Here is a 26,107-nt window from a genome sequence, read left to right as displayed (position 1 = left end):
CACTACGCCCGGCCCGAAGGGGACGAGGGGTATCGTCGGGCCGATGACGTCGCTTTATCCCGCTCCTGCCACCCGCGGCCGTACGCGGGGCCTGGTCGGTGTGGTCGCCGTCCTGGGCGCCCTCGTGACCATCAACCTCTCGGCGAACCTGGCGGGGCTGCCGCACCGGGAGTTCGTCGTGCCCCTGTCGGTGCTCGCGCTCGTGGCGGTGGTCAAGGCGCGGGGCATGCACTGGTCGGAGCTGGGCCTGTCGCCCCGTCACATGCCGCGCGGGCTGGCCTACGGCCTCGGCGCGACCGCGGTCGTGGCCGCGGTGGTCACCGCCGGCTGCCTGATCCCGGTCACGAGCCCGTTCTTCCTCTCCGAGCGCTACTCGGATCTGCGGATGGCGGTGTTCTCGGCGCTCGTCCTGATCCCGCTCATGACGGTGCTCCCCGAGGAGTTCGCGTTCCGCGGCGTCCTCCAGGGGGCGCTGGAGCGCACCTTCGGCACCAGGGGCGTCTTTCTGGTGGGCTCACTGGCGTTCGGCCTGTGGCACGTCACGTCCTCCCTCGGCCTCACCGCCGGGAACGCCGGCCTGTCGGATCTCCTGGGCACCGGCGTCGGCGGTCAGCTCGCCGGGATCGCCGTGGCGGTGGCCGCGACCTCGGTGGCGGGCGCCGGGTTCATCTGGATCCGCCGCCACAGCCGGAGCCTGCTCGCGCCGATCGGCCTGCACTGGGCGTTCAACGCCGTCGGGGCGCTCGCCGCCGCGCTCACGTGGCGCGCGCTGGCCGGCTGACCACCGGCCTGCTGAACACCGCCCACACCGCCACCACGACCAGCGCCGCGCAGGCTCCCATCACCGCGAGCAACGGGGTCGCCGAGGCCGGCCCGGCCAGGCCTGTGAGCGGGGAGACCAGCGCGGCCAGGCTGAACTGGGCGGCGCCGAGCAGCGCCGATCCGGAGCCCGAGCGGCCCTGGGTGGCCTGCATGGACAGCGCCGCGGCGTTGGGGAGGATCAGGCCGACGGACAGGGTGAGCGCGACGAACCCGACGGTGACCGGCGCGAGGCCCAGGGTGCCGGCGGGGGAGAGTGCGACGACGACGACGAGGTACGCGATCGCCGCGACCATGCCGAGGACCCCGGTGCCGAGGATCTTCTCCGGGGCGAACCTGCCGACCAGCCGGGCGCCCGCGAGGTTCGAGACGAGGATTCCCAGGGCGTTGACGGTGAACGCCACCGAGTACGCGGTGGGGGACAGGCCCACCATGTCCTGGTAGATGAACGGGCTGGCGGAGATGTAGGCGAAGAGCACGCCGAAGGTGAACACGAACGCCGACACCCGCGCGACGAACGGCGCGTAGGTCGCCACCGTCCTCATGTCGGACAGGGTCGTCCGGATGCCCCCAGTGCGGCGGGAGTCGGGGGGCAGCGACTCCGGCACCGCCGCGACCACCCCGACCGCGGTGACCACGGACAGGCCGGCCAGCAGCCAGAACACCCCCCGCCAGCCGCCGTACGGGACCACGGCGCCGCCGACGAGCGGGGCGATGACGGGGGCGACGGACTGGATGGCCATGAGGGTGGCGAACGCCTTGGCGACCCCGGCGCCGCGGCCGACGTCCACCACGACGGCCTTGCTCAGCACGATCCCGGCCGCCCCGAAGAACCCCTGGGCCACGCGACCGGCCACGAGCACCCAGATCGACGGGGCGAGCGCGCAGAGGACGGCCGCGAGTGCGGTGCCGACGGAACCGAGGATGAGGAGGGTGCGCCGCCCCATCCGGTCCGACAGGGGCCCGATCACGAGCTGCCCCACGGCCAGCGACACCATGAACGCGGTCAGCGTGAGCTGCGCGGTCGAGGCGGACACCCCGAACTCGTCCACGATCAGGGGGAGCGCGGGGAGGTAGGTGTCGGTGGCGAACGGGCCGATCGCCCCGGTGAGGGCCAGCGCCAGGAGGACGGTCCCCGGGACCGACCCCGTCGCGCGACCCCCGCCCGCGGGATCCCGGGGTGGCGGTGCGCCCGCGCCGGTCACCGCCGGACCCCGGCGGCCTCGGCGGCGCTGTCCGCCAGGCCGACCCCGGTGCCCTCGTAGATGTGGAACGCCACGTCCGCGCCCAGCCCGATCAGCTCGTCACGCTCGTCGTCGTACTGGGCGACCACCGCGACCGTCCCCTCGAAGTCCCGCGCGTTCACCTGCTCGAGCGCGATCAGATTGGAGCCGTGGAACGGCATGGCCAGCACGATGATCTCCACCTTCTCGTCGTTGATGCAGCGGTCCCAGAAGTCGGCGTCGGTCGCGTCGCCCTCCAGGACCCGGATCCCCTGCTCGCGGAGGGCGCCGACCTTGAGGGAGTCGTTCTCCACCCCGATGACCGACAGACCGTACTCGTCGACCAGCCGGTCGCGCACCGCGCGGCCCACCCGGCCCACCCCCAGGACCATCGCCCGGGCGTGGCCCAGGTCGATCGGGGCGTCCTCGGGATGGGTGCGGTGGTCGCCCAGGGTCGGGACGAACGTCGACAGCCGGTCGACGAGCCCGGTCCCGCGACGGTTGACCAGGGTCGAGACCACGAAGCTCGCCGCCACCGCGACCGAGACCACCACCAGCCAGTCGTCGCCGACCAGGTCCGCCTCGACGCCGGAGGCGATCACGATGAGCCCGAACTCGGAGAAGTTGGCCAGCGCCAGGCCCGCGAGGATCGACATGCGCTTGCGGAGCCCGAACGCGGCCAGCAGCAGGGTGAACAAGGCTCCCTCGAGCGGGAGCAGCGCCACCAGCAGCAGCCCGAGCAGGACGGTCTCCAGGGTGGGGTTGACGTGCAGCCCGATCGAGACGAAGAACCCCACCAGGAGCAGCTCCCGCAGCCCGAATAGGGTGCGGGAGAGCTCGGCCGCCCGCGGGTGGGAGGCCAGGAGGACGCCCACCACCATGGCCCCGAAGTCGCCCTTGATGCCCACGGCCTCGAACAGCCAGTACCCGGGCACCAGGGCCATCGTGATGCCGAAGAGGGTCTGCAGCTCGCCGTGCCCGAGCCGGTGCCACAGCCGGCGGACCAACCAGACGGCGGGCAGGAGCAGTGGCAGGGCCAGCGCCCACGGGCTGGGGGGCTCGCCCTTCATCGCGGTGAGGAACGCCACCGCCACCACGTCCTGGAGCACCAGGACGCCGATCGCGACCCGGCCGTACAGGGTGTTGGAATCCGACCGCTCGTCGAGCACCTGGATCACGAAGACCGTGCTGGAGAACGAGAGGGCGAACCCCAGGAGCGCGAGGACCTGCCAGTCCGCGCCGGCCAGCAACCGCACCCCGACCGTCGCCAACAGGCCGAGGAAGCCGGCGGTCAGGCCCACGAGCGCGAGCAGGTTGGCCGCCGTGGTCACCAGGACCTCGCGGCGGAAGACCATCCGCAGGTCGAGTTTGAGCCCGATGGTGAACAGGAGGATGGTCACGCCCAGGTCGGCCAGGGAATCGATCACGGGCAGGGAGTCGATGCCCGGGGCGTGCAGGATGAACCCCGACGCGAGATACCCGATCAGGGTGGGCAGGCGCAGCAGGCGGGCGACGAACCCGCAGGCGAACACCACGACGAGGTAGAGGGCGACGGTCTCCACGAGATCTCCCGGCCGACCGGGCGGCCGTCGAGGAATGCGATGGTGCCGCCCTCGAAGACGGAGATCCACCCGCCGTCGGTGGTGGTCTCGTCCGAGGTGGGGAATCCCAGTTCGCCCGCCGGCCCGCCGGCCTCGCGATAGGCGGAGAGGATCTCGCCCTGGACCACAAAGACCCGACCCGCCGGGGTGAGGACCATCCAGCCGCGCTCGAACTCGGTGACCGACCCGCCCTCTACGTCCGTTGCAGGACCCGCCGCCCTGCCCAGGTCGCCCGCCACGCCCCCGAGCTGGGTCCAGCGTTCCGCGACGGGGGCGGGGACGTCGATCGTGGTGTCGGCGGGTCCGGGGACGGGGGCGGGGCTCGTCGTGGTCACCACCCCCGACGCCGGGGACGTCACCGTCGCCTCGCCGCCCGAACCCCCCTCGCTCGAACAGGCGGCGAGGCCCGCGCCGACGGCGGCGGCCACGACGGCCACGACGAGAACACCCGGGAACCTGTGCATGTCCGGAGATCCTAGTCGTGGCCGAGCGCGGACGGATCGCCGCCCGATCGCAACGTCCGACCCCTTCCGCACCGGGTTCCGCGCGGAGGAGACTCGAACCACGGCGCGCCCCGCGGCCGGTGAGGAGACGAGCAGATGTCCAGATTCGTCACGTGCCTGTGGTTCGCCACCCAGGCAGAGGAGGCCGCCCGGTTCTACTGCTCGGTGTTCCGCGACTCCCGGATCATCACCGTGGACACGGCGCCGGTCGACACCCCGGGCCCCAAGGCGGGCGAGGTCGTCACCGTGGAGTTCGAGCTGGACGGGCGGCCCTTTCTCGGCCTCAACGGCGGGTCCGACGTCGAGTACACCGACGCCATCTCGTTGGAGGTCCGCTGCGCCGACCAGACGGAGATCGACCACTACTGGCACGGGCTCCTCGCCGAGGGGGGCCGGGAGATGCAGTGCGGTTGGTTGATCGACCGCTACGGCGTCCGGTGGCAGATCACGCCGGAGCGGCTCTACGAGTTGTGGCGGGGGCCCGACGAGCAGGCGGCCTCGCGGGCGTTCACGGCGATGATGGACATGGTCAAGCTCGACATCGCCGCCCTGGAGGCCGCGGCCCGGGGGGACTGATCCCGCCGGGCCGGCGGCCGCGGAGGAGCCGTCAGAGACCCGGTCGCTTGCCGATCGTCAGCGTGACCTCGCCGGTGTGGGCGAAGAAGTCCTCGCCCTTGTCGTCCACGACGATGAACGCGGGGAAGTCCTCCACGTCGATCTTCCACACCGCCTCCATGCCGAGCTCTTCGTACTCGATCACCTCGACGTGCTTGATGCAGTCCTGGGCCAGCCGCGCCGCCGGTCCACCGATCGAGCCCAGGTAGAAGCCGCCGTGGGTCGCGCAGGCGTCGGTGACCTGCTTGGAGCGGTTGCCCTTGGCCAGCATGATCATGGACCCGCCCGCGGCCTGGAACTGCTCGACGTAGGAGTCCATGCGGCCGGCGGTGGTGGGGCCGAAGGAGCCCGACGGCATGCCCTCGGGGGTCTTGGCCGGGCCGGCGTAGTAGACGGGGTGGTCCTTGAGGTACTGGGGCATCTCCTCGCCGGCGTCGAGCCGCTCCTTGATCTTGGAGTGCGCGATGTCGCGGGCCACCACCAGCGGTCCGGTCAGCGAGAGCCGGGTCTTGACCGGGTGCTTGCTCAGCTCGGCGAGGATCTCCGACATCGGCCGGTTGAGGTCGATCCTCACCGCCGCGCCCTTGCCCGTCCCCGAGATGCCGTCCGTCGCCGCGTCGAGTTCCGAGTCCGTGGTGGCGGGCAGGAACCGGCCGGGGTCGAACTCGAGCTGCTCGAGGAAGACGCCCTCCGGGGTGATCTTGGCCTTGGCCTGACGGTCGGCCGAGCAGGAGACCGCGATCGCCACGGGCAGTGAGGCGCCGTGGCGGGGCAGGCGCACCACGCGGACGTCGTGGCAGAAGTATTTGCCGCCGAACTGGGCGCCGATCCCGATCTGCTGGGTGAGTTCGAAGACCTTCTCCTCGAGCTCGACATCGCGGAAACCGCGGCCGGTCATGGCGCCCTCGCGGGGCAGCTCGTCCAGGTAGTGCGCGGAGGCGAGCTTGGCGGTCTTGACCGCGAACTCCGCGGAGGTGCCGCCCACGACGATCGCCAGGTGGTACGGCGGGCAGGCGGCGGTTCCGATCGAGCGGATCTTCTCCTCGATGAACTGCATCATCCGCTCGGGGTTGAGGATCGCCTTGGTCTCCTGGTAGAGGAAGGACTTGTTGGCGGACCCGCCACCCTTGGCCATGAAGAGGAACTTGTAGGAGTTCTCGTGGCCGGGCGTGGTGTCGGCACCGATCTCGATCTGGGCCGGGAGGTTGTTGCCGGTGTTGCGCTCGTCCCACATGGTGATGGGGGCGTTCTGGGAGTAGCGGAGGTTGAGCCGCGTGAACGCGTCGTACACGCCGCGGGCCACGGCCTGCTCGTCGGGCCCGGGGGTGAGCACGTGCTGGCCACGCTCGCCCTTGACGATCGCGGTCCCCGTGTCCTGGCACATCGGCAGCACCCCGCCGGCCGCGATGTTGGCGTTCTTGAGCAGGTCCAGCGCGACGAACTTGTCGTTGTCGCTCGCCTCCGGGTCGTCGAGGATCTTGGCCACCTGGGCCAGGTGATCGCTACGGAGGTAGTGGGAGATGTCGTGCATCGCCGTCTCGGTGAGTAGGCGGATCGCCTCGGGCTCCACGCGCAGGAACGTCGTGCCGTCCGGACCCTCCACGGTGGAGACGCCCTCGGTGGTGAGGAGTCGGTACTCGGTGGTGTCTGCACCGACCGGGAGGAGGTCCTCATAGACGAACTCGGGCATTGGCGCTCCTGGGACTGGAAGGCGGGTAAAACTTCCATCCAGGATAATCGCCGGATTGCGCAGGTCACATTCGGGTGTGGCGCAGGGGGACGAAGCGGTAGCCGCCGTGCTCGGTCACCTCGACGGTCCCGTCGGTGCGCCGCACCCGGTGCATCACCCCGCGCCAGGGCGCCACCATCACGCCGTCCGCCGTGAGTTGGTCGACGAGCTGTGAGGGCAGTTCGTCGCCCATCGCCGAGACGAGGATCCGGTCGTACGGGCCGTGTTCGGGCAGGCCCAGCACGCCGGGCCGGGCGTGATGGACCCGGACCCAGGGCTGGGTGATGGCCGCGCGCGAGCGATCGACCAGGTCCGGCACCAGTTCCACCGCGACCACCGTGGAGTCGGGACCGCCCAGTTCGCCGAGGATCGCCGACGTCCACCCGCTCCCGGAGCCCACGTCGAGGACCCTCATGCCGGGGAACGGCTCGAGGAGGGTCAGCATCTCCGCGACGGTGGAGGGCTGGGAATTGGTCTGCCCGAAGCCGATCGGCAGGGGGACGTCGCGGTGGTGCTCGCCCGCGACCTCGGGCGGCAGGAAGCGGCGGCGCTCCTGTGCGCGCATCGCCCGGCGGACAGCTGCAGTGGGCATCGCGGGCCTTCCGTTCACACCGGGTCGACGGTGCCGCGATCGTACGCGTTCCCGGGGGCCCGTGGCCATGGTCCGGGGCGGCCGTCGCGGGCGGCGCCCGCCCCAGAAAGTAGGTGAGGCTCACCTTAATTTTGCCCGTAGCCCGCCGGGATGGTTAAGGTGAGGCTTACCTATCGACCTAGCCTCTGGAGTAGTAGTAGTGAAGCGATTCCCCAAGATCGTCGCCGCGGCAGCCGCCCTGGTTCTGGCCGGCGGTGCGCTCACCGCGTGCAGCAGCTCCGACGCGCAGACCGGTGGCGCCCGGGGCGAGGGCCCGAGCAGGGTCGTCCTCACCAGCCACGCGGCGGCCGACACGCTCGCCGAGCTGGGTCTCGAGGAGCGCGTCGTGGGCCTGCCCAAGACCGGCGTGTTCCCGGCCGCGCTCGAGACCTACGCAAGCGATCAGTACACGGACGTCGGCAGCCTCAAGGAGCCGAAGATGGACGTGATCGCGGAGCTCGGTCCGGATCTCATCCTCTTCGGCGGCCGCACGCAGGCGTTGGAGCCGGAGTTCGCCAAGATCTCCGACCAGGTGATCGCGGGTGACCCCGACACCTCGGGGACGGTCGCGTCCAACCGTGCCAAGGTCGAGGAGATCGCCGCGCTGTTCGGAGCCCGGGACGAGGCGACGGAGCGGCTCGACGAGATCGACGGGAGGGTGGCCGCCACCCGCGCCAAGGCCCAGGACGCCGGGACCGCGCTGGTGCTCATGACCTCGGGCGGGAAGGTCACGGCCTACGGCCCCGGGACCCGTTTCGACATCATCTTCAACGAGCTGGGGATGGAGTCCGCCGGTGACGTCGCCGCGGAGGGCAGCCACGGCGCGCCCCTGAGCTGGGAGCAGATCGCCGAGCTCAACCCCGACCACGTCTTTGTGATCGACCGGGACGCCGCGATCGGCGCCGAGGGACAGGCGGCCTCCGCGCTGCTGGACAACCCCGTCTTCAACCGGACCTCCGCCGCGGAGAACGGCAACGTCCACATGCTCGACGGCCAGAACTGGTACCTCATCGGCGGCGGACTCGGTGTCCTGGACGCCATGATCGCCGAGATCGACTCGGCCGTCTCCTGACGGCGGAGGGGATCCGGTCGTGACCGTCTCCACGGTGGCCAGCCGGCCACGGCGCACGCTGCCGTGGCCGGCGGTCGGCATGGCCGCGCTCGTCGTGGCGCTCGTCGCCAGCGTGTTCGTCGGCGCGGCCGACATCACGGCGTGGGACGTGGCCACCGGCGGACTCACCGAGGCGCACCGCGTCTACCTCGTCGAGGCGCGGCTGCCCCGGACCGCGGCGGCAGCCCTGGCCGGGGCGTCCCTGGCGATCGCGGGGCTGCTCATGCAGTTGCTCACCCGCAACCGCTTCGTCGAACCCTCCACGGCCGGAACGGTGGAATCGGCCGGGCTGGGCCTGGTGGTGGTGGCGATCCTCGCGCCGGGGGCGCCGATCGTGGTCAAGATGCTCGTCGCCATGGTGTTCGCGCTCGCCGGGACCGCGCTGTTCCTCGCGTGCATCCGGCGGGTCGCGGTCTCGGACTCCTTCGTGGTGCCGCTCATCGGGATCATGCTCGGCTCCGTCGTGGGGGCGGTGGCGGCGTTCCTGGCGCTGTCGCGCGACCTGCTCCAGATGCTCAACTCCTGGATGCTCGCCGACTTCTCCGCGGTCCTGGCCGGGCGGTACGAGTTGCTCTGGCTGGTCGCCGTGCTCGGCGTGCTCGCCTACATCGCCGCGGACAGGTTCACCGTCGCGGGGCTGGGCGAGGACGTGGCCACCGGACTCGGCCTGGACCACCGCACCGTGGTCGCCCTGGGGATGTCCATCGTCGCCGCCGTGGCCGCCGTCGTCGTGGTCACCGTCGGCGCACTCCCGCTCCTCGGGCTCGTGGTCCCCAACGTGGTCTCCAGGGTGGTCGGGGACGACGCGAGGCGCGGCCTGCCCCTGGTGGCGCTCCTCGGCGCGATCACCGTCCTCGTCTGCGACATGATCGGGCGGTCGCTGCCGGGTCTCCTCGCCGGCGGCTCCGCCGGGGCGGGCGAGATCCCCGTGGGGACCCTGGTGGGGATCATCGGTGGGGCGGCCTTCCTGGCGATGATGCTGCGGGCGGTGCGCAATGGCTGAGGCCGTCACGCTCGCCGGCGGACCGGTGGGGCGCACGCGCGACCGGACACGGGCGGAATCCGACCACCGGCGCCGGTGGCTGGTCACCCTGGTGTGCGCGGCGGTCGCCGTCGCGGCGCTCGCCGCGCTGATCCTGACGGGTCTTCCCGAGACCGTCGGGTCCAGGGCGTGGAACTACTCGCTCGGCCGGTTGTCGCGTCACGCCGTCGCGATCGTCCTGGTGTCGGTGGCGGTGGGCGTGTCGACGGTCCTGTTCCAGACCGTCACCGGGAACCGGATCCTCACTCCGGCGCTCATGGGCTTCGACTCGCTCTACCTGCTCGTCCAGACGATGCTCGTGTTCCTCATGGTCCCGCGACCCGAGGCGATCGCCGGTGGGCTCATCAGCGGCGGGCTCACCGGGTTCCTCGGGCAGACCGCGATCATGGTGGTGGCGTCGACCGCCCTGTACCTCTGGCTGCTCGGGGGACGCCGGACCGACATCCACCTGCTGCTACTGGTGGGCGTGGTGTTCGGGGTGTTCTTCCGGTCTATCTCCTCGTTCTTCCAGCGACTCCTGGACCCGGCCGCCTACCTGCGGGTCCAGGATGCGATGTTCGCCAGCTTCCGCGGCGTCCAGCCGGACGTGCTCGTGGCGTGCGGACTCATCGTCGCCGCCTGTCTCGGCGTGGTGGCGGTGCTCGGCCGCAGGCTGGACGTGATGCTCCTGGGCCGGGACCCGGCGGTCGCGCTGGGCGTCGACCACCGGCGGGTGACGATCGTCGTCCTGGTGGTGGTGTCGTTCCTCGTCTCCGCCTCCACCGCGCTGATCGGGCCGGTGATGTTCTTCGGTCTCATCGTCGCCAACGCGGCGTACGCCCTGCTCGGCACCGCCCTCCACCGCTTCACCCTGCCCGTCGCGTCGCTGCTGGGCGTGATCGCCCTGGCGGGCGGGGAGATGGTCCTCGGCGCCCTCGGCGTCGAGTCCGCCCTGAGCGTGGTCATCGAGTTCGTCGGTGGCCTGCTGTTCCTCTTCCTGCTCCTCACCAACCGAGCACGCTGACGAAAGAAGGACGTCATGTCCCTACTGCAGTTCCGCCGCCGGTCCGACCGGATCGGTGCGCCCGGGTGGACGGCGCCGGACTCGCCCGAGTGCGGCATCGAGGTGGAGTCGGTGTGCGCGTCGTACGGCGACACCCGGGTCCTGAACGACGTCACCGCGCGCTTCGCCCAGGGTGGCGTCACGTCGCTGATCGGCCCCAACGGTGCGGGGAAGTCGACGCTGCTCGGGGTGATGAGTCGACTCCAGGCGGCCGACTCGGGGCACGTCCGGGTGGACGGGGTCGACGTCTCGGTCAGAGGCGGCCGGGAGCTGGCCCGACGGCTCGCGGTGCTGCGACAGGACAACGCGGTCTCACTCCGCCTGACGGTTCGCGAACTGGTGGCGTTCGGCAGGTTCCCCCACAACGGCGGACGACCCACCGCGGGCGACACCGAGTACGTCGACCGGGCCCTGGGCGCGATGGAGCTGGAGGATCTGGCCGACCGGTATCTCGACGAGCTCTCCGGTGGTCAGCGGCAGCGCGCGCACATCGCCATGGTTCTCGCGCAGGACACGGAGTACGTCCTGCTCGACGAACCGCTGAACAACCTCGATCTTCGGCACGCCACCTCGATCATGCGACTGCTTCGCCGGACCGCGGCGGAGCGGGACAGGACCATCGTGTTGGTGATCCACGACATCAACATCGCGGCCGCCTACTCCGACCGGATCATCGCCATGAAGGACGGGGAGATCGTCGCGGACGGGCCGCCGGCCCAGATGATGCGGACCGACGTGTTGCGGCGCGTCTACGACATGGAGATGCAGGTCGCTGAGGTCGCGGGTCGGTACGTGGCCCTGTACTTTGACGGCGAGGACGAGTCGGCAGGGGTCCGCGCGGACGCCGTCACCGCCTGACGGGCTCGCGCCCGGGGGGCACGGAGGGGAGTCGGGATGGCACCGTTGTCCGTCGTCGCGATCGTCCTGGCGGGGGGTGCGGGGTCGCGGCTGAGCGTGCTGACCCGAGACCGCGCGAAGCCCGCCGTCCCCTACGGGGCGGGATACCACCTCGTCGACTTCGCGCTGAGCAACGCCGCCAATTCCGGTCTGCGTGACGTGTGGGTGGTCCAGCAGTTCCATCCCGTCTCGCTGGGGACCCACCTGCGCAGCGGCCGCCCCTGGGATCTGGACCGGCTCGACGGTGGCCTGCTCGTCCTGCACCCGTCGCAGGGCACCGACCGTGACGGCTTCCACTCCGGCACCGCCGACGCGCTCTGGAAGCAGGTCGAGCCCCTCCGACGGTCGGGGAGCCGGGTCACCGTGGTGCTGAGCGCGGACGCGGTGTACCGACTGGACTACGACGAGGTGGTCAGAGACCACCTGGCGTCGTTCGCCGAGGTCACGATGGTCACCACCCGGGTCGACCCGGAGGATGCCGGCCGGTATGGCGTGGTCCGCGTGGCCGACGACGGCACCGTCCTGGACTACCGGTACAAGCCGGACGACCCGCAGGGCGACCTCGTCTGCGCGGAGGTCTTCGTCTTCAACACCGCGGCGCTCATCCGGCACCTGGAGGCGGCCGCGGAGGACGTGGCCTCGGCGGGCGGGCCGGCCGACCTGGGGGACATCGGGGACACCGTCCTGCCCGCGATGGTCGGGGCGGGCCACGCGCGGGAGTGGCGGCACCAGGGCTACTGGCGTGACGTCGGGACCATCGGGTCGTACTGGGCCGGGCACATGGACCTGCTCGGCGACGATCCGGTGCACATGCTCGAGAGGGCGGACTGGCCGCTGCGCACGGCGTCGTCGTACACCGGTCCGGCCAGGACGGGTCCGGACGCCGCCGTGTCCGACTCGCTCCTCGGGTACGGAGCGGTGGTGCACGGGACGGTCGAGCACTCGGTGATCGGGCCCGGTGCCGTGATCGAGCGGGGCGCGCTGGTCCGGGACAGCGTGATCCTGCCCGGCGCGGTGGTGCGGTCCGGCGCGAGGGTGGACACCGCCGTCGTCGACTCCGGGGTCGTGGTCCCGGACGAGGCCCGCATCGGCGAGAGGCAGACCGGTGCGACGGAGGCCACCGCGAGGGTGTCGCTGCTGGGGCAGGACGCGGAGGCGGCGGGGGAACGCCCCACGGGCTTCGCGCTGGCGGCCGGCGGGATCCACCCGATCGAGGACGAGGACCCCCGGGTCTGAACAGCGGGTGTCGGGTCACCCTCCCGGCGCTCTCCGGGCCCGGTCCGCCGCTAGGCTCGGCCGTATGCGCTTCGGACTGTTCCTCCCCCAGGGGTGGCGACTCGACCTGGTCGACGTCCCGCCCGCCCGCCACTGGCCGGTGATCTCCGCCCTCGCCGCGCGCGCGGACGCGGGCCCGTGGGAGTCCGTGTGGGTCTACGACCACATGCACACCGCCCCGCTCACCACGGGGGAGGCCACGCACGAGGCGTGGAGCCTCATGTCCGCGCTGGCGGCGGTCACCTCCCGCGTCCGGCTCGGCCAGATGTGTACCTGCCTGGGGTACCGCAACCCCGTGCTGCTGGCGAAGATCGCGGCGACGGTGGACCACATCTCCGGCGGCAGGGTGGAGATGGGGATCGGCGCCGGCTGGTACGAGCACGAGTGGCGCGCCTACGGGTACGGGTTCCCGTCGGCGGGTGAGCGACTGGGCATGCTCGACGAGGGGGTGCGGATCATGCTCGAGGCGTGGCGGGACGGCGTCGTCTCCCTCGACGGGGAGCACTTCCAGCCCGACGGCGCGATCGTGCAGCCGCGGCCCCTGCAGGAGGGGGGCATCCCCCTGTGGATCGCCGGGGGAGGGGAACGCAAGACCCTGCTCACCGCCGCTCGCCACGCCGACTACACCAACTTCGACGGCACTCCCGAGGGCTTCGCCCACAAATCGGAGGTCCTCCTGCGGCACTGCGCGGACGTGGGTCGGGACCCCGCCGAGATCACCCGGACGGCCAACTACAACGTGGCGATCGGGGAGACCGAGAGGGACGTCGCCGACCGGCTGGCGTTCCTCCGCGACCGGATGGCCCGCCACGTCGGGGCGGACGAGGCGGATCGCCAGCTCGGCGCGTACCGCGGGCTCCCCGCGGTGGGCACCCCGGAACAGATCGTGGACAAGCTCGGCCGGCTCAAGGCGATGGGCATGGAGTACGGGATCTTCTACTTCCCCGAGATCGCCACGGACACCTCGGGGCTGGAGCTCTTCGAGCGCCACGTGATGCCCGCCCTGGCGTGAGCCGGCCCGCCCGCCGCGGACAGTCCCGCACCATCCCCCCAAGCACAGGAGCTCGCGACCACACATGAAGAACATCGACTATCGAGAACTGCCCGCCGAGGCGATCCTCGAGCACGTGACACCGGGGATGCACATCATCTCGCCCATCCAGAACGCGGCGCCCCCGGCCCTGCTGCGCGCACTGGACGCGGGCGCCCCGGGGCTCGAGGACGTCACGATCCACCACATGGACCCCTGGGAGTCGTTGCCGTTCATGGAGGGCGCCTACCCGGGCAGGCTCCGTCACGTCGACTACTTCCTCGGGCCCGGCTCCCGGAAGAACTTCCACGCGGGCGACTGCGACCTGGTCCCGGTCGACTTCGCGCAGGTCCCGGCGACGCTGCGGGAGTTCAGCCCGCCCGGGCTGGCCATCACCGCGGTGTCGGAGATCGACGAGCACGGGTTCTTCTCGATGGGGACCAACGCCGACTACGTGGCGTCCTTCATCGGGCAGGTCCCGTTCTTCGTCGAGGTCAACGCCAACATGCCGCGGACCTTCGGGCGCAACCACATCCACATCTCCCAGGTCGTCGGGGTGACCCGCAACGACACCCCCATGATCACCTTCGACTCGCCGGTGCCGGGCGAGATCGAGAACGCGATCGCGGACGTCATCGCCGAGCGGGTGCCGGACGGAGCGTGCCTCCAGCTGGGCGTGGGAAAGCTCCCCAACGCCTTCCTCTCCCGGTTGACCGGTCACAAGAACCTCGGGATCCACACGGAGGCCCTGTCGGACGGGGTGATGGATCTGGTCAATGCGGGGGTGATCGACGGATCCCGCAAGACCGGTCGTCCGTTCAAACACGTCACGACCTTCGCGGTGGGGTCGCAGCGGCTGATGGACTGGCTCCACAACAACCCGTCGGTCGCGATGCTGCCCGTGGACATCGTCAACGATCCGAGAGTGATCGGGCAGGAGCACAATCTCTACTCGGTCAACGCCACGAGCGAGGTCGATCTCTACGGGCAGGCCGCCTCGGAGACCATCGCCGGCAGGTACTGGTCCGGCGCGGGGGGACAGGCGGACTTCGCCCGGGGGTGCACGTTCTCGCCCGGTGGCCACGGCTTCATCGTCACGCCGTCCCAGACGTCGAAGGGCATCAGTCGGATCACGCTGTCGCTGACGCCGGGCAGCCCGGTGACGACGCACAAGAACATCATCCAGAACGTGGTCACCGAGTACGGGATCGCCTCGCTGCGGGGACGGTCGGTCTCCCGGCGCGCCGAGGCCCTGATCGCCATCGCCCACCCCGATCACCGTGAGCGGCTGAGCAGGGAGGCGCGCGACGCGGGCCTGCTCCACCGGACCGTGCACTAGACGCCGCCCGGTGCGGCAGGATGAGCCGATGATCGTCACGCTCACCGGAATGGGCCTGTCGGCTGCCGCCGGGCTCAACGCCTACATCCCGCTGCTGGTGGTCGCGCTGCTGGCCAGGTTCACCCCGTTCGTGACCCTGCCGGCCGAGTACGCGTGGATGACCAGTTGGTGGGCCATCGGCACGGTCGCGGTGTTGTTGGCCATCGAGGTCGTCGTCGACAAGGTCCCCGCGGTGGACACCGTCAACGACGCGGTCCAGACCGTGATCCGCCCGCTGTCCGGGGGACTGACCTTCGCCGCCATGCAGGGGGCGGAACAACTCGACCAGTCCGCGTGGATGGCCGAGCGCCCGTGGATGGGCGTGATCCTCGGGGTGGTGGTCGCGCTGCTGGTCCACAGTGGGAAAGCGGTGGCGAGGCCGATCGCCAACACGGGATCCGCGGGGACGGCGGCCCCTGTGCTGTCCACGATGGAGGACGCGTCCTCGCTGGGGCTGAGTCTCCTCGCGGTGTTCGCGCCGGTCCTCGCGCTCGTCGCGGTGGTCTTCCTCCTCGGCGTCATCCTCTACTCCTGGTGGCGGGCCGCGCAGTGGAGGCGTCGACGCCGCGCGCGGGGAGCGGTGGCGCGCCGGAGCGAGGGGGGTTACCTTCCCCTGGAACGTGACCCCTGACACCGGAGGCGGCAATGGACCTCATCATCTGGATCATCATCGGGGTGGTCGCCGTGGTCGTGCTCGTCGCGCTCATCGCGCTGGCCACCAGGGCCAACACCAGGAAGAAGCTCGCCGCGGCCACGGAGCTGCGGAAGGACGCCCGCGCGCGGGAGCGACTGCTGGAGCGCCAGGACTCCGTGGCCCGCGAACAGGAGCACCGTGCGGGTGCCGCTGAGCAGGAGGCCAGGGCCAAGGCCGAGGAGGCAGAACGCCTTCGGGCAGAGGCCGACGAGCACCGGGCCACGGTCGACGAGCAGCTCCGGGACGTGCGGCGGATGAAGCAGCACGCGGGGGAACTCGATCCCCGACACCGCGCCGGTGATGACGGTCGCGAGGCCGACCACGCTGAGGCGGGTCGGGCGGAAGCGCCCGGTCCCGATCGCGGCGGCCGACACTCCGCTCCCGACGGGTATCCGGGGTCGGTCGACGGACCCGGCGGGGACCGCGCGGTCGACCGGGACGACCCCCCTCGACGTCGCAGCTAGTCGGCCGCGACCGGGGCCCTCAGGCCGTCACGGACGCGCGGAGCGCTCGCCGAACAGGGGACCGTACAGCGCGCCCGCGATGAGGGCGCCGACGATCGGGGCGACCCAGAACAGCCACAGCTGGCCCACGGCCCCGTTGCCGTTGAAGAACGCCACGGCGGTCGAGCGCGCGGGGTTCACCGAGGTGTTGGTGATCGGGATCGAGATCAGGTGGATCAGGGTCAGCGTGAGGCCGATCGCGGCGGGCGCGAAGCCCGCGGGGGCGCGGCGGTCGGTGGCGCCGAGGATCACCCACACGAAGACCGCGGTGAGCACGATCTCGATCACCAGGGCCGAGAGCAGGCTGTACCCGTCGGGAGAGTGGGCCCCGAACCCGTTCGCGGCCATGTGACCGGTTGCCTCGAAGCCCTCCTTGCCGCCGGCGACGAGCAGGATGAGCGCGCCGGCGACGAGCCCGCCGGCCACCTGGCTGACGATGTACACCGGCGCCTTGGCCCAGGACAGGCGGCCGGCGACGGCGGCTCCGACGGTGACCGCCGGGTTGAAGTGCCCGCCCGAGATGTGGCCGAAGGCGTACACGCCGGTGAGGACGGTGAGGCCGAAGGCCAGGGAGACCCCGAGGTAACCGACGCCGACGGGGACGTCACCGGTGTCGGCGGTGGCGACCTGGACGGCCGCGAACACCGCGGTTCCGCAACCGCCGAGCACCAGCCAGAAGGTGCCGATCACCTCGGCTGCGATGACCGCCGTGCCGGACGGGGTGGTGGACGTGTCGGACATGAGCTGACCTCCGGTCGTGTTCTCCCGAGAGCGGGGAGGTGGACGTCTCGGTGACGAGACCCTGCCGGGACGACGCTAGTGGCCCGGACCGACCCGCGGGTCGACTTGGTGCGGAGCGCGGCGCTGTCGGGTCAGGGCCGCAGGAGCGCCGGGAGGGCCTGGCCGGCCGTGGACCTGACGTGGACGGACACCTCCGGACCGAGACCGGAGGGACCGGGGTTGACCTCGACCACAGGTATGCCGTAGCCCGCGGCGAGGCCCGGGAGCGAGGCGGCGGGGTGGACGAGGCCGGAGGTCCCGACGACGAGGACCGCGGACGCCGCGGAGATCGCGGACACCGCGGCGTCCCAGGGGCCCTCGGGGAGCGCCTCGCCGAACCAGACGACCCCGGGCCGGGCCCGTCCGTCGCACCGGGGGCACGTCGGCGGGGCGAGCCGGGCCACGGGTTCGGAGGGCGGGGGCCCCACCTCCATCGGCGTCGCGCAGGCGTCGCACCGGTGCTCGAACAGGCTGCCGTGCAGGTGGTGGACGTCCGGCGACCCGGAGCGCTCGTGCAGGTCGTCCACGTTCTGGGTCACCACGACGACCCTGCGGGCCTCGGCTGCCCGGGCGATCGCGCGGTGACCGGCGTTGGGTTCGGCGTTGCAGACCAGTCGTTCGCGCCACCGGTACCAGGCCCACACCGTGTCCCGGTCCTGCTCCCACGCCCGCGGGGTGGCGAGGGCTGCCGGGTCGTAACGCTCCCACAGCCCGGTCCGGGCGTCCCGGAAGGTCGGGACCCCGCTCTCGGCGCTCATGCCGGCGCCGGTGAGAACGACGAGAGGCCCGCCGCCGGTGAGGGCGAGACGGGCCTTACTCGTGTCGGGGTGGAGCCGGGCCGGATCCACACCGCTCGGGGTCACGGGACGAGCGCGGTCCCCACGGTCGGGAAGGCGACGCAGTTGGAGGTGCCGCCGTTGGTGAGCTTGGTGGTGACGCCGCCCTGGAGGAGCATCAGGACCTGGCCGGCGCCGGTCTGCGCGGTGCCGTTGAGGGTCGCGGGCCCACCCTCGTTGATCCCGTTGTAGGTCAGGACCGTGCTGCCACGGCGACCGTTGTTGACGTTGTACCAGTCCACGGTCATGGGCTGGACCTGGTGGTCGGCCACGCCCTCGGTGCCGAGGGCGGTGAAGATGAAGCCGAGTTCACCGGCGGGGATGCCGGGCAGGGGCAGGTCGGCCTTGCCCGGGACGGCCGTGGCCGCGCCGACGGCGGTCTTCTCGCCGTCGATGCACTCCTGCATGATCGTCGGGTAGGCGAACTGCGCGATGCGCGGGCCGTTCTCCGGGAGCGGGGTCCCGGGCTCGCCGGAGCCGCGGAAGAAGCCGACCACGCGGGCGATGGTGCCCCGCGTCGATTCGGGGATCCACTGCTGCTCGGAAAGGTTTTCGATGGCCTGGAGGACAGGCTCGGTGGGGCGGCCGAGCTCGTCGAGCGACTGGGCGCTGGCGGTGGCCGGTACGGCGAGGGACACAGCCACAGCGGCTACGGCACCGAGGCCTAGGGTCCTGAACGAGTTCCTGTGCGAGTCGCGGATCACTGGCGAGTCCATTCTTCGGATGAGGCGGGCGGACCGGACGGCGGGCCGACCAGTCGACGGCTAGATGTTCTCACAACGGCCACAGGTGCGGACACTGGAGGTCGAAATACCGAGCTATATGGGGCCAGTGTGGCAGATGTGACTAGTGATGTAAATGACATCGGGCACCGCGGGTGTGAGGTTCCCGTCTCGCGATATCGATGTGGCGGCCGGTGCGGGTAATGTGGCCACGCACGCGCGCTCGACCGGACGCGCCTGTGGATCACGCGGCCCGCCCGCGGATTCCCACCACGCGCCCGGCGGCCCAGAGCCGCCCACGGCGCCGGAAGCCCCCGAGGGAGAACCCACCGTATGGCCCTGACCGAGTTCCGCAACGTCGCAATCGTCGCGCACGTCGACCACGGAAAGACGACACTCGTCGACGCGATGCTGCGCCAGTCCGGAGCGTTCGACGAACGCGCGGAACTCGTCGACCGTGTCATGGACTCGGGTGACCTCGAGCGCGAGAAGGGCATCACGATCCTCGCGAAGAACACGTCCGTGCGGCGGCACGGCGCCGGGTCGGGCGGTGCGGATCTCGTCTTCAACATCATCGACACCCCGGGGCACGCCGACTTCGGTGGCGAGGTCGAGCGGGGCCTCAACATGGTGGACGGCGTCGTCCTCCTCATCGACTCGTCCGAGGGGCCGCTTCCCCAGACCCGGTTCGTGCTGCGCAAGGCGCTCGCGGCATCGCTGCCGGTCATCATCGTGGTCAACAAGACCGACCGCCCGGACGCCCGGATCGACGAGGTCGTCGAGGAGGCGCAGGATCTCCTGATCGACCTCGCCTCCGACCTCGAGGACCCGGCCGCCCAGGCCGCCGCCGAGCACGCGCTGGAACTGCCCGTGGTCTTCGCCTCCGGGCGGGCGGGCAAGGCGTCCACCACCCAGCCGGCGAACGGGCAGGAACCGGAGGGGGAGAATCTGGACGAGCTTTTCACCCTCCTCTACGACGTCATCCCCGCGCCCCGGGGAGACGCCGACGCATCGCTGCAGGCGCACGTCACCAACCTGGACGCCTCCAACTTCCTCGGTCGTATCGGCCTCGTTCGCATCCACAACGGCCGCCTCCGCAAGGGGCAGCAGGTGGCGTGGATCCACAACCTTCCCAACGGTGAGCAGGAGACCAAGTCCGTTCGGATCTCCGAGCTGCTGGCCACCGAGGGCGTCGAGCGGGTGCCGACCGAGGAGGCCGTCGCCGGCGACATCGTCGCGGTCGCCGGGATCAGCGACATCATGATCGGCGACACGCTCGCGGACCCGGAGAACCCGGTCGCCCTGCCCGCGATCACCGTCGACGAGCCCGCCATCTCCATGACCATCGGCGTCAACACCTCGCCGCTCGCCGGCCGGAACGGCGGCAAGAAGCTCACCGCGCGGATGGTCAAGTCGCGCCTGGACCAGGAGCTCGTGGGCAACGTCTCGCTCAAGGTGCTCGACACCGAGCGCCCCGACGACTGGGAGGTGCAGGGCCGCGGCGAGATGGCGCTGTCCATCCTCGTCGAGACCATGCGCCGGGAGGGCTTCGAGCTCACCGTGGGCAAGCCGCAGGTCGTCACCCGCACCATCGGCGGCAAGATCCACGAGCCGATGGAGCACATGACGATCGACGTGCCCGAGGAGTACCTCGGCGCGGTCACCCAGCTCATGGCCGCCCGCAAGGGGCGCATGGAGCAGATGAGCAACCACGGTTCCGGGTGGGTCCGGATGGAGTTCACCGTCCCGGCCCGCGGTCTCATCGGGTTCCGCACGACCTTCATGACCGAGACCCGCGGCGCCGGGATCGCCAACTCGGTGTCCGCCGGCTACGAGCCCTGGGTCGGCGAGATCCGTTCGCGGCACACGGGCTCCCTCGTGGCGGACCGGGCCGGCAAGGCCACCGCGTTCGCCCTGCTCGGCCTGGCCGACCGCGGTGACTTCTTCATCGAGCCCGGCTCCGAGGTGTACGAGGGCGTCGTGGTGGGGGAGAACCCCCGCTCCGAGGACATGGACGTCAACATCACCAAGGAGAAGAAGCTCACGAACATGCGTGCGGCCTCCTCCGACGCGACGGAGACCCTGTCCAAGCACCGCAACCTCTCGCTGGAGGAGGCCATGGAGTTCTGCGCCGGCGACGAGTGCGTCGAGGTCGGCCCGGACGCGATCCGCGTGCGCAAGGTCCTGCTCACGGCGAACGAGCGGGCCAAGGCCCGGAGCAAGTCCAAGTCGCGCGAGCAGCAGTCGGTCAACTGACGGTGTCCCGGTGACCACGAGGGGGGCGCGGATGCGCCTGCGGGCGACCGCGGGGCTGTCCGCCGCGCTGGCCCTCGTCGTCGTCGCCGGGTGTGTCGCCGATCCTCCCCCGCCGACGGTGGTGGGGGAGGAACGGACCGACGGCGAGACCGTGGTCCTCTCCGGGAACGGCGTCCTGCTCGCCCTGGACAGGGTCGAGCCCGGGTTCAACCCCCATCTCCTCGCGGACCAGGGGGTGGACACCGACCTGGTCGCCTCGCTGCTCCTGCCCAGCGCGTTCGTCCCCGGTCCCGACGGCGATCCGGTCCTCAACGGGAACCTCCTGGTCTCGGCGGAGGTCCTCGGGGGGGACCGGAACACCGTCCGGTACACGATCGACCAGAAGGCGCAGTGGTCGGACGGCGTCCCGGTCGCGGCCGAGGACTTCGAGTACCTCTGGCGCCAGATGACCACCCAGCCGGGCGTCGTGGACCCGGCGGGGTACGAGCGGATCGTGGCGGTCCGCTCGGGTGCCGGCGGGAAGATCGTGGACGTCGAGTTCGACTCTCCTCCGCAGCAGTGGCAGTCCCTGTTCACCAATCTCGTCCCCGGGCACATCCTCAAGAACGCCCCCGCCGGCTTCCAGGGCGCGATGGCGGGCCTGCCCGTGACGAGCGCCGGACCGTTCATGATCCGCGTGGCCGACATCGGCCGCGGGGAGATCGAGTTCGTCCGCAACGACCGGTACTGGGCGCAGGCGCCCGGACTCGACCAGATCCTGGTGCGGCGGGCGACGGGGGCCGGTCAGCTCGGTGCGGCCCTGCGGAGCGGTCCCGGTGCGCTCGCGCTGGTCTCGGCGACGCCGGTCGCCGCGGATGTCGCCGGCACCGTGCCCGCGGTGCGGACGGGGCCCGTCGCGGGATCGAGCCAACTCGAGTTGGGCCTGAACACCGTCGCGCCGGCGGTCGGGGACCCCGCGGTTCGTCGTGGCGTCGCGGCGGCGGTGGACCCCGAGGTGGTCGGGCGGATCGTCACGGGTGAGTCCGCGCCCTCCGTCACGTCGTTCCCGTTCCCTCCGGCGTCCGCCACGACCCCGACCCGTGACCCCGCCGCCGTGGACCGCGCCCTCACCGGGGCGGGGTTCACCCGGCCGGGTGCGCGATGGGAGCGCGACGGCCGCCCGCTGAGCCTGACGATCGGGGTCGAGGCAGGAGAGGACCGCGCGCTCACCGCCGCGTACACGATCGCGGACCAACTGCGGCGCGCGGGGATCGGGGCCCGGGTCTGGGAACTCGACCCGGTGGGCCTCTACGCCGACGCGCTCCCGCACGGACTCGTCGACGGGGTGGTGGGGTGGCAGCGGGTCGGCGGTCACGCCGAGGCCGCGGCCGTGTCCCGCTTCGCCTGTCCCGCGGCGGCGGGAGCGGACGGGGCCGTCGAGACCACCCCGGCCCGGCCGCCGACCACGGTCGCGAGCCTCGTCCCCCCGGAACCCGATACCGGCCTCACCGTCGCCCCCTCGGCCACCGGCTCGCCCACCCCCGGCTCCGGCCCACCACCCCGCACGATCGGGGAGTCGGCCCCCGCCAGGGCCAGCGGTGTCTCGGGAGTGTGCGATCCCGCACTCGACCGCGCCCTGGGAGACGGGACGACCGGACCCGACCTGACCGTGGCCGGCGACCTGGTCGCCGACCTCGCCCTCCGGGTACCGCTCGTCCGACCGGGTCTGCTCCTCGCCGAGGACGGTGTTGACCTGACCGGGATCCGCCGGGACCGGGTCGACCCAGCGCCGATCACGGTCTCCGACGTCCTCGGCGCCGCACCGACCTGGAGGAGGTCCGGATGACCACGTCCCCGGTTCCGTCGACCCACATCGACGTCCGCGCCCTGTTCGTCCACGCCCACCCCGACGACGAGGCGATCACCACGGGTGGCACCATCGCGGTCCTCGTCGCCGCCGGGGTCGACGTCCGGGTGGTGACGTGCACTCTCGGCGAGGAGGGGGAGGTACTGGGCGAGGAGTTCGCGGGGCTGACCTCCGACCGGGCCGATCAGCTCGGCGGCTACCGGATCGCCGAGTTAAGCGCCGCCCTGCGCGCCCTCGGTGTGGACCGACCCCGGTTCCTCGGGGACGCCGGCCGGTGGCGCGACTCGGGCATGGCCGGGACACCGTCCGCGGACCACCCCAGGGCGTTCGTCGGGTCCGGGCGGGCCGCGGTGGAGGAGATGGCCGGGATCCTCGACGGGTGGCGACCGGACCTCGTCGTGACCTACGACCCTCGGGGAGGGTACGGGCACCCCGACCACGTCAGGGCCCACGAGGTGGTGCACGCCGCGCTCGGCGAGGCGGCCCACCGCCCTCGGCGGGTGGCGTGGACCGTGACCGCGCGGTCGGACGTCTCGCTCGTGCACCCCGGCCCGCCGTCCCACCTGCGCCACGCCCTCCCGGACGAACTGCCGTCGGTCCGCGACTCGCGCCTGACCCACCGCGTTCCGCTCGATCCCTCCTCCTACGCGGCCAAGCTCGAGGCGCTGACCGGGCATGCGACCCAGCTCGAGCTGGTTCCGGGCGCGGACGGCGACCCGTGGTTCCTGGCGCTGACCAACGGTGTCCTCCAGCCGGTGCCGCTGGTCGAGTGGTACATCGCGAGCGACCTCGCCGATCCGGCGGACCCCGCCGGACCCTACGTCCGGTGCGCGCCCGGGAGGTCGCACCTGCTGGACGGGCTCACGGAGGAGTCACGATGACGACGACGACGGCCGCGCCCGATCGCGCGCCCACCCCCGCCGAACTTGGTGTGGCGCTGTCCCTGCTCGCGGTGGGTGCGGCCGCGAGCTGCGTGCTCGCGGCCGCCTGGCTGACCATGTACGTCGGCACGATGCCCGTCCCGGTCACGGTCGTCGCCGCCGGCGCGTGGTCGCTGGCCCTGGTGCGCATCGCCTCGATGTGGTCGGACCGGGCGATCGTCGCCGCGTTCCCGGCGTTGGTGTGGATCCTCACCCTGATCGCACTCGACCTGGGCCCCGGCGGCGACATGCCGGTGCCGGTCGGGTTGCGGGGCCTGGCGCTCCTGGCGGCCGGGGGCCTCATCCCGCTGTGGGCGGCCACCCTGGGTCGATCACTCCGGCCGGACGCCCATCGACGGTGACACCCGCCCGTCGCCCGCGCCGTCGTGCTTCCAGACGTCGGTGATCCCCGGGGTCAACGCCTCGGCCAGGACCCACGCCTCGTCGGCGTCCATGTCCACCACCGAGTAGACGCCGCCGCCGGCGGGGGTCGCGGCCGACACCGTTGCGACGCGCGCCGAGCGCTGGAACACCGACTGGGAGACGGTCCACGCGATGATCCCGTCGGCCTCGAGAATCGTGCGCTTGGCGGCCCACGACCCGTGTGAGGTCACCAGGGTGTCGGGCAGCAGCGCGTGGCCGAGCATGCGGATCCGGTCGACGGACAGGGCGAGGAAGAACACCAGGGCGGCCGGGATCCCCCAGCGGACCCAGACGTCCGCGGACGGTCCGGAGTCGAGGCGGTACAGGATGATGAACCCGGCCACGATCCAGAACGGCAACAACCCGCGGGTGAGACGACGACGCGCGGCCTTCCACGGGTGACGCCGCAGGCCCACGGTCACCGGGGTCTCGTCGCCGAGGATGCGGATCGCCACCCGCCGGACGTCACCGATCGGCGCCTGCGGGAGCAGCGTCGACGCGGCGGCACCCTTCTTGGTGCCGGTCATGATGGGCTCGAGCCGGCCACCGCCGAGCATCCGCAGGTACACGGGCAGCCGGAGTTCGACCCCGCGGAGCCGGGCCTTGTCCAGGGCCTGGTGCTTGCGCCGCAGGATGCCGTTCTGGACGTAGAGGAGTTGCCCGTGGTCGGTGAGGGCGTACTTGCCGTAGCGGATCGCGTAGGTGATCACCGCGAGCACGCCCGCCACCATCCACACCGCGATGGCCTTGCCCACGAACGCCCACGGCGGGCCCAGGGAGTCGAGCCGGTCGACCGTCCCCTCCACCACCGCGAGATCCATGATCCGGTCGTGCATGTCGCCCATCTGCCACGTGAGGAACCACAGCGAGAAGAGCACCCCGAAGCCGATGAAGGAGAACGGGGCGAACCTCGCCCAGGTGATCCGCCACCGGGCGATGTCCTCCCCGTATTTCGATCCCCACTGCTCCTCGTCCTCCTCGCTCAGGGTGGGGTCGAGTGCGCGTCGGTGGGCCAGGAGTTCGTCCCGGAGCGGGTCGACCAGGGCGGTGTCGATCGCATTGAGGCGGAAGCGCTCGGCACCGGACTTGCCGGCGTCGGCGCGGCCGGTGCCCACCTCGAGGATCGACACCCGCATGACGCGGTGGAAGAGGTCGGACTCGGTGTCCACGCTCCGGATCCGGTGGCGGGCGACGGTGACGACCTGACGGCTGAAGAAGCCCTTCTTGAGGATGATGTGGGTTCGGCCGACCTGGTAGCTGGTCGACAACCATCGCAGCAGGCCGGCCAGGACCACCAGCGAGATGACCACGGTCTCGAACCAGTAGTTGCTGCGGTTCGAGCCCAGCCACAGGGAGATGAGGAAGAGCGGGAGGAGGCGGGTGAGTGACCCGAGCGGGTCCACCAGCAGCATCCGCCAGGACAGTCGCTGCCACGGGGCCTCCGGGTCGATCTTCTCGGCGACCGCGGGCTCGTCGGGACGGAGGACCTCCTCCGCCTGGTCGGTCCCCGTCTCGCCCGGCCCGGTCACGTCCCGTCCCCGGAATCGAGGTTGGCGATCGCGATGAGGTGTTGCGCCAGTGCCTCGGCGTCGGCGAGCGCCAGGCCCCGGATCTCGACCGTCCCGTGGGCGGACGCGGTCGACGCGTTGACCGTGGCCAGCCCCAACCATCGTTCGAACAGGGACCGGGTGGTGTAGACGGTCTGCAGCCGGGCCAGGGGGGCGATTCGGAACTGGGTGGTCCACCAGCCCTTGCGGGAACACACGGCGGTGTCGGAGACGTCCCAGCGGGCGACGACGTAGCGCCACCAGGGTGCCACCACGATGGACATGAACGCGTAGGGGAGGGTCACGGCCAGGGCCACCCAGTTCCAGAACCCCATGACGTTCTCGCCCCAGTAGTACCAGGCCACCTGCAGCCCGGCGAGGATCGCCCACGACCAGATGCCCTCGATCACGAACAGGAACGGCGTCCGCTTCTCGATCCGGTGCCGGGGCGCCGTGACCAGCACCCGGGTGGAGGTGAGGAGGCCCTGGCCGGAGTCGGACGCGGGCCCGTCGACGGGCAGCGGGCTCGCCTCCCGCAGCGCGTGGGCGCCGCCGTCGCCACGGGCGGGCACGGTCACGAGCGGGTCCCCGTTGCTACGCAGTGGGACGGAGTGATCTGGCATGCCCGCCAGCCTAGTGCGCGGGCCCCTCCGCGACGGCCGTGACCTCCGGCTGGGCGCGGTG

Annotated in this window: 25 protein-coding genes; 15 read left to right on the top strand and 10 right to left on the bottom strand. The window is 71.6% G+C overall.

The window, feature by feature from the left end:
* Positions 1-43 precede the first annotated feature (43 nt).
* Positions 44-781: a CPBP family intramembrane glutamic endopeptidase gene (locus Q0444_RS04010; protein WP_291085878.1), complete on the top strand. Its 738-nt coding sequence runs from the start codon at positions 44-46 to the stop codon at positions 779-781.
* On the opposite strand, the gene Q0444_RS04005 is transcribed toward Q0444_RS04010, so the two are convergent.
* The 3 genes from Q0444_RS04005 to Q0444_RS03995 are packed head-to-tail and all read right to left on the bottom strand — an operon-like array spanning position 756 to position 4,107.
* Positions 756-2,024: a multidrug effflux MFS transporter gene (locus Q0444_RS04005; protein WP_299021600.1), complete on the bottom strand. Its 1,269-nt coding sequence runs from the start codon at positions 2,022-2,024 to the stop codon at positions 756-758. The genes Q0444_RS04010 and Q0444_RS04005 overlap by 26 nt on opposite strands.
* Complete coding sequence (locus Q0444_RS04000; RefSeq protein ID WP_291085890.1) at positions 2,021-3,604, bottom strand: cation:proton antiporter family protein; 1,584 nt, start codon at positions 3,602-3,604, stop codon at positions 2,021-2,023. Before Q0444_RS04000 ends, Q0444_RS04005 begins: the two co-directional genes overlap by 4 nt.
* Entirely contained in the window at positions 3,526-4,107 is a 582-nt protein-coding gene (locus tag Q0444_RS03995; protein WP_299021597.1) for an LGFP repeat-containing protein, read from the bottom strand. The genes Q0444_RS04000 and Q0444_RS03995 overlap by 79 nt, the downstream gene beginning before the upstream one ends.
* Positions 4,108-4,242: 135 nt before the next feature.
* On the opposite strand from Q0444_RS03995, the gene Q0444_RS03990 reads away from it, so the two are divergent.
* Positions 4,243-4,722: a VOC family protein gene (locus Q0444_RS03990; RefSeq protein ID WP_291085869.1), complete on the top strand. Its 480-nt coding sequence runs from the start codon at positions 4,243-4,245 to the stop codon at positions 4,720-4,722.
* A gap of 31 nt (positions 4,723-4,753) precedes the next feature.
* Here Q0444_RS03990 and Q0444_RS03985 read toward each other — a convergent pair whose 3' ends face one another.
* Positions 4,754-6,451, bottom strand: a complete 1,698-nt coding sequence (locus tag Q0444_RS03985) for a fumarate hydratase (RefSeq protein WP_299021595.1) — start codon at positions 6,449-6,451, stop codon at positions 4,754-4,756.
* A 64-nt stretch (positions 6,452-6,515) separates the two neighbouring features.
* The gene (locus Q0444_RS03980) at positions 6,516-7,082 is read right to left on the bottom strand and encodes a protein-L-isoaspartate O-methyltransferase (protein ID WP_291085861.1); all 567 of its coding nucleotides are present in this window, start codon (positions 7,080-7,082) and stop codon (positions 6,516-6,518) included.
* 199 nt (positions 7,083-7,281) lie between these two features.
* Here Q0444_RS03980 and Q0444_RS03975 point away from each other — a divergent pair, with 199 nt between their 5' ends.
* The 9 genes from Q0444_RS03975 (at position 7,282) to Q0444_RS03935 (ending at position 16,054) form a co-directional block, all read left to right on the top strand.
* Positions 7,282-8,193: a siderophore ABC transporter substrate-binding protein gene (locus Q0444_RS03975; RefSeq protein ID WP_291085858.1), complete on the top strand. Its 912-nt coding sequence runs from the start codon at positions 7,282-7,284 to the stop codon at positions 8,191-8,193.
* A gap of 19 nt (positions 8,194-8,212) precedes the next feature.
* Positions 8,213-9,235: an iron chelate uptake ABC transporter family permease subunit gene (locus Q0444_RS03970; protein WP_291085855.1), complete on the top strand. Its 1,023-nt coding sequence runs from the start codon at positions 8,213-8,215 to the stop codon at positions 9,233-9,235.
* Complete coding sequence (locus Q0444_RS03965) at positions 9,228-10,277, top strand: iron chelate uptake ABC transporter family permease subunit (RefSeq protein WP_291085852.1); 1,050 nt, start codon at positions 9,228-9,230, stop codon at positions 10,275-10,277. The genes Q0444_RS03970 and Q0444_RS03965 overlap by 8 nt, the downstream gene beginning before the upstream one ends.
* Positions 10,278-10,292: 15 nt before the next feature.
* A complete protein-coding gene (locus Q0444_RS03960; RefSeq protein WP_299021590.1) occupies positions 10,293-11,174 on the top strand; it encodes an ABC transporter ATP-binding protein in 882 nt (293 codons plus the stop codon).
* 36 nt (positions 11,175-11,210) lie between these two features.
* Entirely contained in the window at positions 11,211-12,449 is a 1,239-nt protein-coding gene (locus tag Q0444_RS03955; RefSeq protein ID WP_299021588.1) for a glucose-1-phosphate adenylyltransferase family protein, read from the top strand.
* A gap of 64 nt (positions 12,450-12,513) precedes the next feature.
* The gene (locus Q0444_RS03950; protein ID WP_299021586.1) at positions 12,514-13,500 is read left to right on the top strand and encodes an LLM class F420-dependent oxidoreductase; all 987 of its coding nucleotides are present in this window, start codon (positions 12,514-12,516) and stop codon (positions 13,498-13,500) included.
* A 64-nt stretch (positions 13,501-13,564) separates the two neighbouring features.
* A complete protein-coding gene (locus Q0444_RS03945) occupies positions 13,565-14,857 on the top strand; it encodes an acetyl-CoA hydrolase/transferase family protein (RefSeq protein ID WP_291085835.1) in 1,293 nt (430 codons plus the stop codon).
* Between the two features lie 28 nt (positions 14,858-14,885).
* Entirely contained in the window at positions 14,886-15,527 is a 642-nt protein-coding gene (locus Q0444_RS03940; RefSeq protein ID WP_291085831.1) for a DUF4126 domain-containing protein, read from the top strand.
* Between the two features lie 14 nt (positions 15,528-15,541).
* Entirely contained in the window at positions 15,542-16,054 is a 513-nt protein-coding gene (locus Q0444_RS03935; RefSeq protein WP_299021583.1) for a hypothetical protein, read from the top strand.
* A gap of 27 nt (positions 16,055-16,081) precedes the next feature.
* On the opposite strand, the gene aqpZ is transcribed toward Q0444_RS03935, so the two are convergent.
* The 3 genes from aqpZ to Q0444_RS03920 all read right to left on the bottom strand — a co-directional run bounded on the left by aqpZ (position 16,082) and on the right by Q0444_RS03920 (position 18,347).
* The gene (gene aqpZ, locus Q0444_RS03930) at positions 16,082-16,834 is read right to left on the bottom strand and encodes an aquaporin Z (RefSeq protein WP_299021582.1); all 753 of its coding nucleotides are present in this window, start codon (positions 16,832-16,834) and stop codon (positions 16,082-16,084) included.
* 131 nt (positions 16,835-16,965) lie between these two features.
* A complete protein-coding gene (locus Q0444_RS03925) occupies positions 16,966-17,736 on the bottom strand; it encodes an NAD-dependent protein deacylase (RefSeq protein WP_291085821.1) in 771 nt (256 codons plus the stop codon).
* Positions 17,733-18,347 (bottom strand): hypothetical protein, encoded by a 615-nt coding sequence (locus Q0444_RS03920; protein WP_299021579.1) that lies wholly within the window; start codon positions 18,345-18,347, stop codon positions 17,733-17,735. Before Q0444_RS03920 ends, Q0444_RS03925 begins: the two co-directional genes overlap by 4 nt.
* Positions 18,348-18,764: 417 nt before the next feature.
* Between Q0444_RS03920 and typA the strand changes: the two genes are divergently transcribed.
* Genes typA through Q0444_RS03900 form a run of 4 tightly spaced genes read left to right on the top strand, consistent with a single transcriptional unit; the run spans position 18,765 to position 23,815 of the window.
* A complete protein-coding gene (gene typA / locus Q0444_RS03915) occupies positions 18,765-20,687 on the top strand; it encodes a translational GTPase TypA (protein WP_299021577.1) in 1,923 nt (640 codons plus the stop codon).
* 10 nt (positions 20,688-20,697) lie between these two features.
* Complete coding sequence (locus tag Q0444_RS03910) at positions 20,698-22,512, top strand: ABC transporter family substrate-binding protein (protein ID WP_291079608.1); 1,815 nt, start codon at positions 20,698-20,700, stop codon at positions 22,510-22,512.
* Positions 22,509-23,414 carry an N-acetyl-1-D-myo-inositol-2-amino-2-deoxy-alpha-D-glucopyranoside deacetylase gene (mshB, locus tag Q0444_RS03905; RefSeq protein ID WP_291079606.1) on the top strand — a complete coding sequence of 302 codons (906 nt, stop codon included), beginning with the start codon at positions 22,509-22,511 and terminating at the stop codon, positions 23,412-23,414. The genes Q0444_RS03910 and mshB overlap by 4 nt, the downstream gene beginning before the upstream one ends.
* Positions 23,411-23,815, top strand: a complete 405-nt coding sequence (locus tag Q0444_RS03900; protein WP_291079604.1) for a hypothetical protein — start codon at positions 23,411-23,413, stop codon at positions 23,813-23,815. The genes mshB and Q0444_RS03900 overlap by 4 nt, the downstream gene beginning before the upstream one ends.
* Here the strand turns inward: Q0444_RS03900 and Q0444_RS03895 are convergent.
* A complete protein-coding gene (locus tag Q0444_RS03895; RefSeq protein ID WP_291079602.1) occupies positions 23,786-25,405 on the bottom strand; it encodes a PH domain-containing protein in 1,620 nt (539 codons plus the stop codon). The genes Q0444_RS03900 and Q0444_RS03895 overlap by 30 nt on opposite strands.
* On the bottom strand, positions 25,402-26,046 hold the full coding sequence (locus Q0444_RS03890) for a PH domain-containing protein (RefSeq protein ID WP_291079600.1): 645 nt from the start codon (positions 26,044-26,046) through the stop codon (positions 25,402-25,404). The genes Q0444_RS03895 and Q0444_RS03890 overlap by 4 nt, the downstream gene beginning before the upstream one ends.
* Positions 26,047-26,107: the final 61 nt, after the last annotated feature.

This window comes from uncultured Dietzia sp. (genome assembly GCF_937873725.1).
In the GTDB taxonomy this organism is placed as follows: Bacteria; Actinomycetota; Actinomycetes; order Mycobacteriales; family Mycobacteriaceae; genus Dietzia.
Note: the sequence above shows the minus strand (reverse complement) of the source record. Positions and strands in the feature narration are given on the sequence as shown.

What these genes read in the sequence shown, in the direction of transcription:
- Q0444_RS03940 (WP_291085831.1), top strand. Translation starts at nt 14,886, where the DNA reads ATGATCGTCACGCTCACCGGAATGGGCCTGTCGGCTGCCGCCGGGCTC.
- typA (WP_299021577.1), top strand. Translation starts at nt 18,765, where the DNA reads ATGGCCCTGACCGAGTTCCGCAACGTCGCAATCGTCGCGCACGTCGAC.
- Q0444_RS03945 (WP_291085835.1), top strand. Translation starts at nt 13,565, where the DNA reads ATGAAGAACATCGACTATCGAGAACTGCCCGCCGAGGCGATCCTCGAG.
- Q0444_RS03960 (WP_299021590.1), top strand. Translation starts at nt 10,293, where the DNA reads ATGTCCCTACTGCAGTTCCGCCGCCGGTCCGACCGGATCGGTGCGCCC.
- Q0444_RS03995 (WP_299021597.1), bottom strand. Translation starts at nt 4,107, where the DNA reads ATGCACAGGTTCCCGGGTGTTCTCGTCGTGGCCGTCGTGGCCGCCGCC.
- Q0444_RS03990 (WP_291085869.1), top strand. Translation starts at nt 4,243, where the DNA reads ATGTCCAGATTCGTCACGTGCCTGTGGTTCGCCACCCAGGCAGAGGAG.
- mshB (WP_291079606.1), top strand. Translation starts at nt 22,509, where the DNA reads ATGACCACGTCCCCGGTTCCGTCGACCCACATCGACGTCCGCGCCCTG.
- Q0444_RS03890 (WP_291079600.1), bottom strand. Translation starts at nt 26,046, where the DNA reads ATGCCAGATCACTCCGTCCCACTGCGTAGCAACGGGGACCCGCTCGTG.
- Q0444_RS03955 (WP_299021588.1), top strand. Translation starts at nt 11,211, where the DNA reads ATGGCACCGTTGTCCGTCGTCGCGATCGTCCTGGCGGGGGGTGCGGGG.
- Q0444_RS03980 (WP_291085861.1), bottom strand. Translation starts at nt 7,082, where the DNA reads ATGCCCACTGCAGCTGTCCGCCGGGCGATGCGCGCACAGGAGCGCCGC.
- Q0444_RS03935 (WP_299021583.1), top strand. Translation starts at nt 15,542, where the DNA reads ATGGACCTCATCATCTGGATCATCATCGGGGTGGTCGCCGTGGTCGTG.
- Q0444_RS04010 (WP_291085878.1), top strand. Translation starts at nt 44, where the DNA reads ATGACGTCGCTTTATCCCGCTCCTGCCACCCGCGGCCGTACGCGGGGC.
- Q0444_RS03950 (WP_299021586.1), top strand. Translation starts at nt 12,514, where the DNA reads ATGCGCTTCGGACTGTTCCTCCCCCAGGGGTGGCGACTCGACCTGGTC.
- Q0444_RS03985 (WP_299021595.1), bottom strand. Translation starts at nt 6,451, where the DNA reads ATGCCCGAGTTCGTCTATGAGGACCTCCTCCCGGTCGGTGCAGACACC.
- Q0444_RS03965 (WP_291085852.1), top strand. Translation starts at nt 9,228, where the DNA reads ATGGCTGAGGCCGTCACGCTCGCCGGCGGACCGGTGGGGCGCACGCGC.
- Q0444_RS03900 (WP_291079604.1), top strand. Translation starts at nt 23,411, where the DNA reads ATGACGACGACGACGGCCGCGCCCGATCGCGCGCCCACCCCCGCCGAA.
- aqpZ (WP_299021582.1), bottom strand. Translation starts at nt 16,834, where the DNA reads ATGTCCGACACGTCCACCACCCCGTCCGGCACGGCGGTCATCGCAGCC.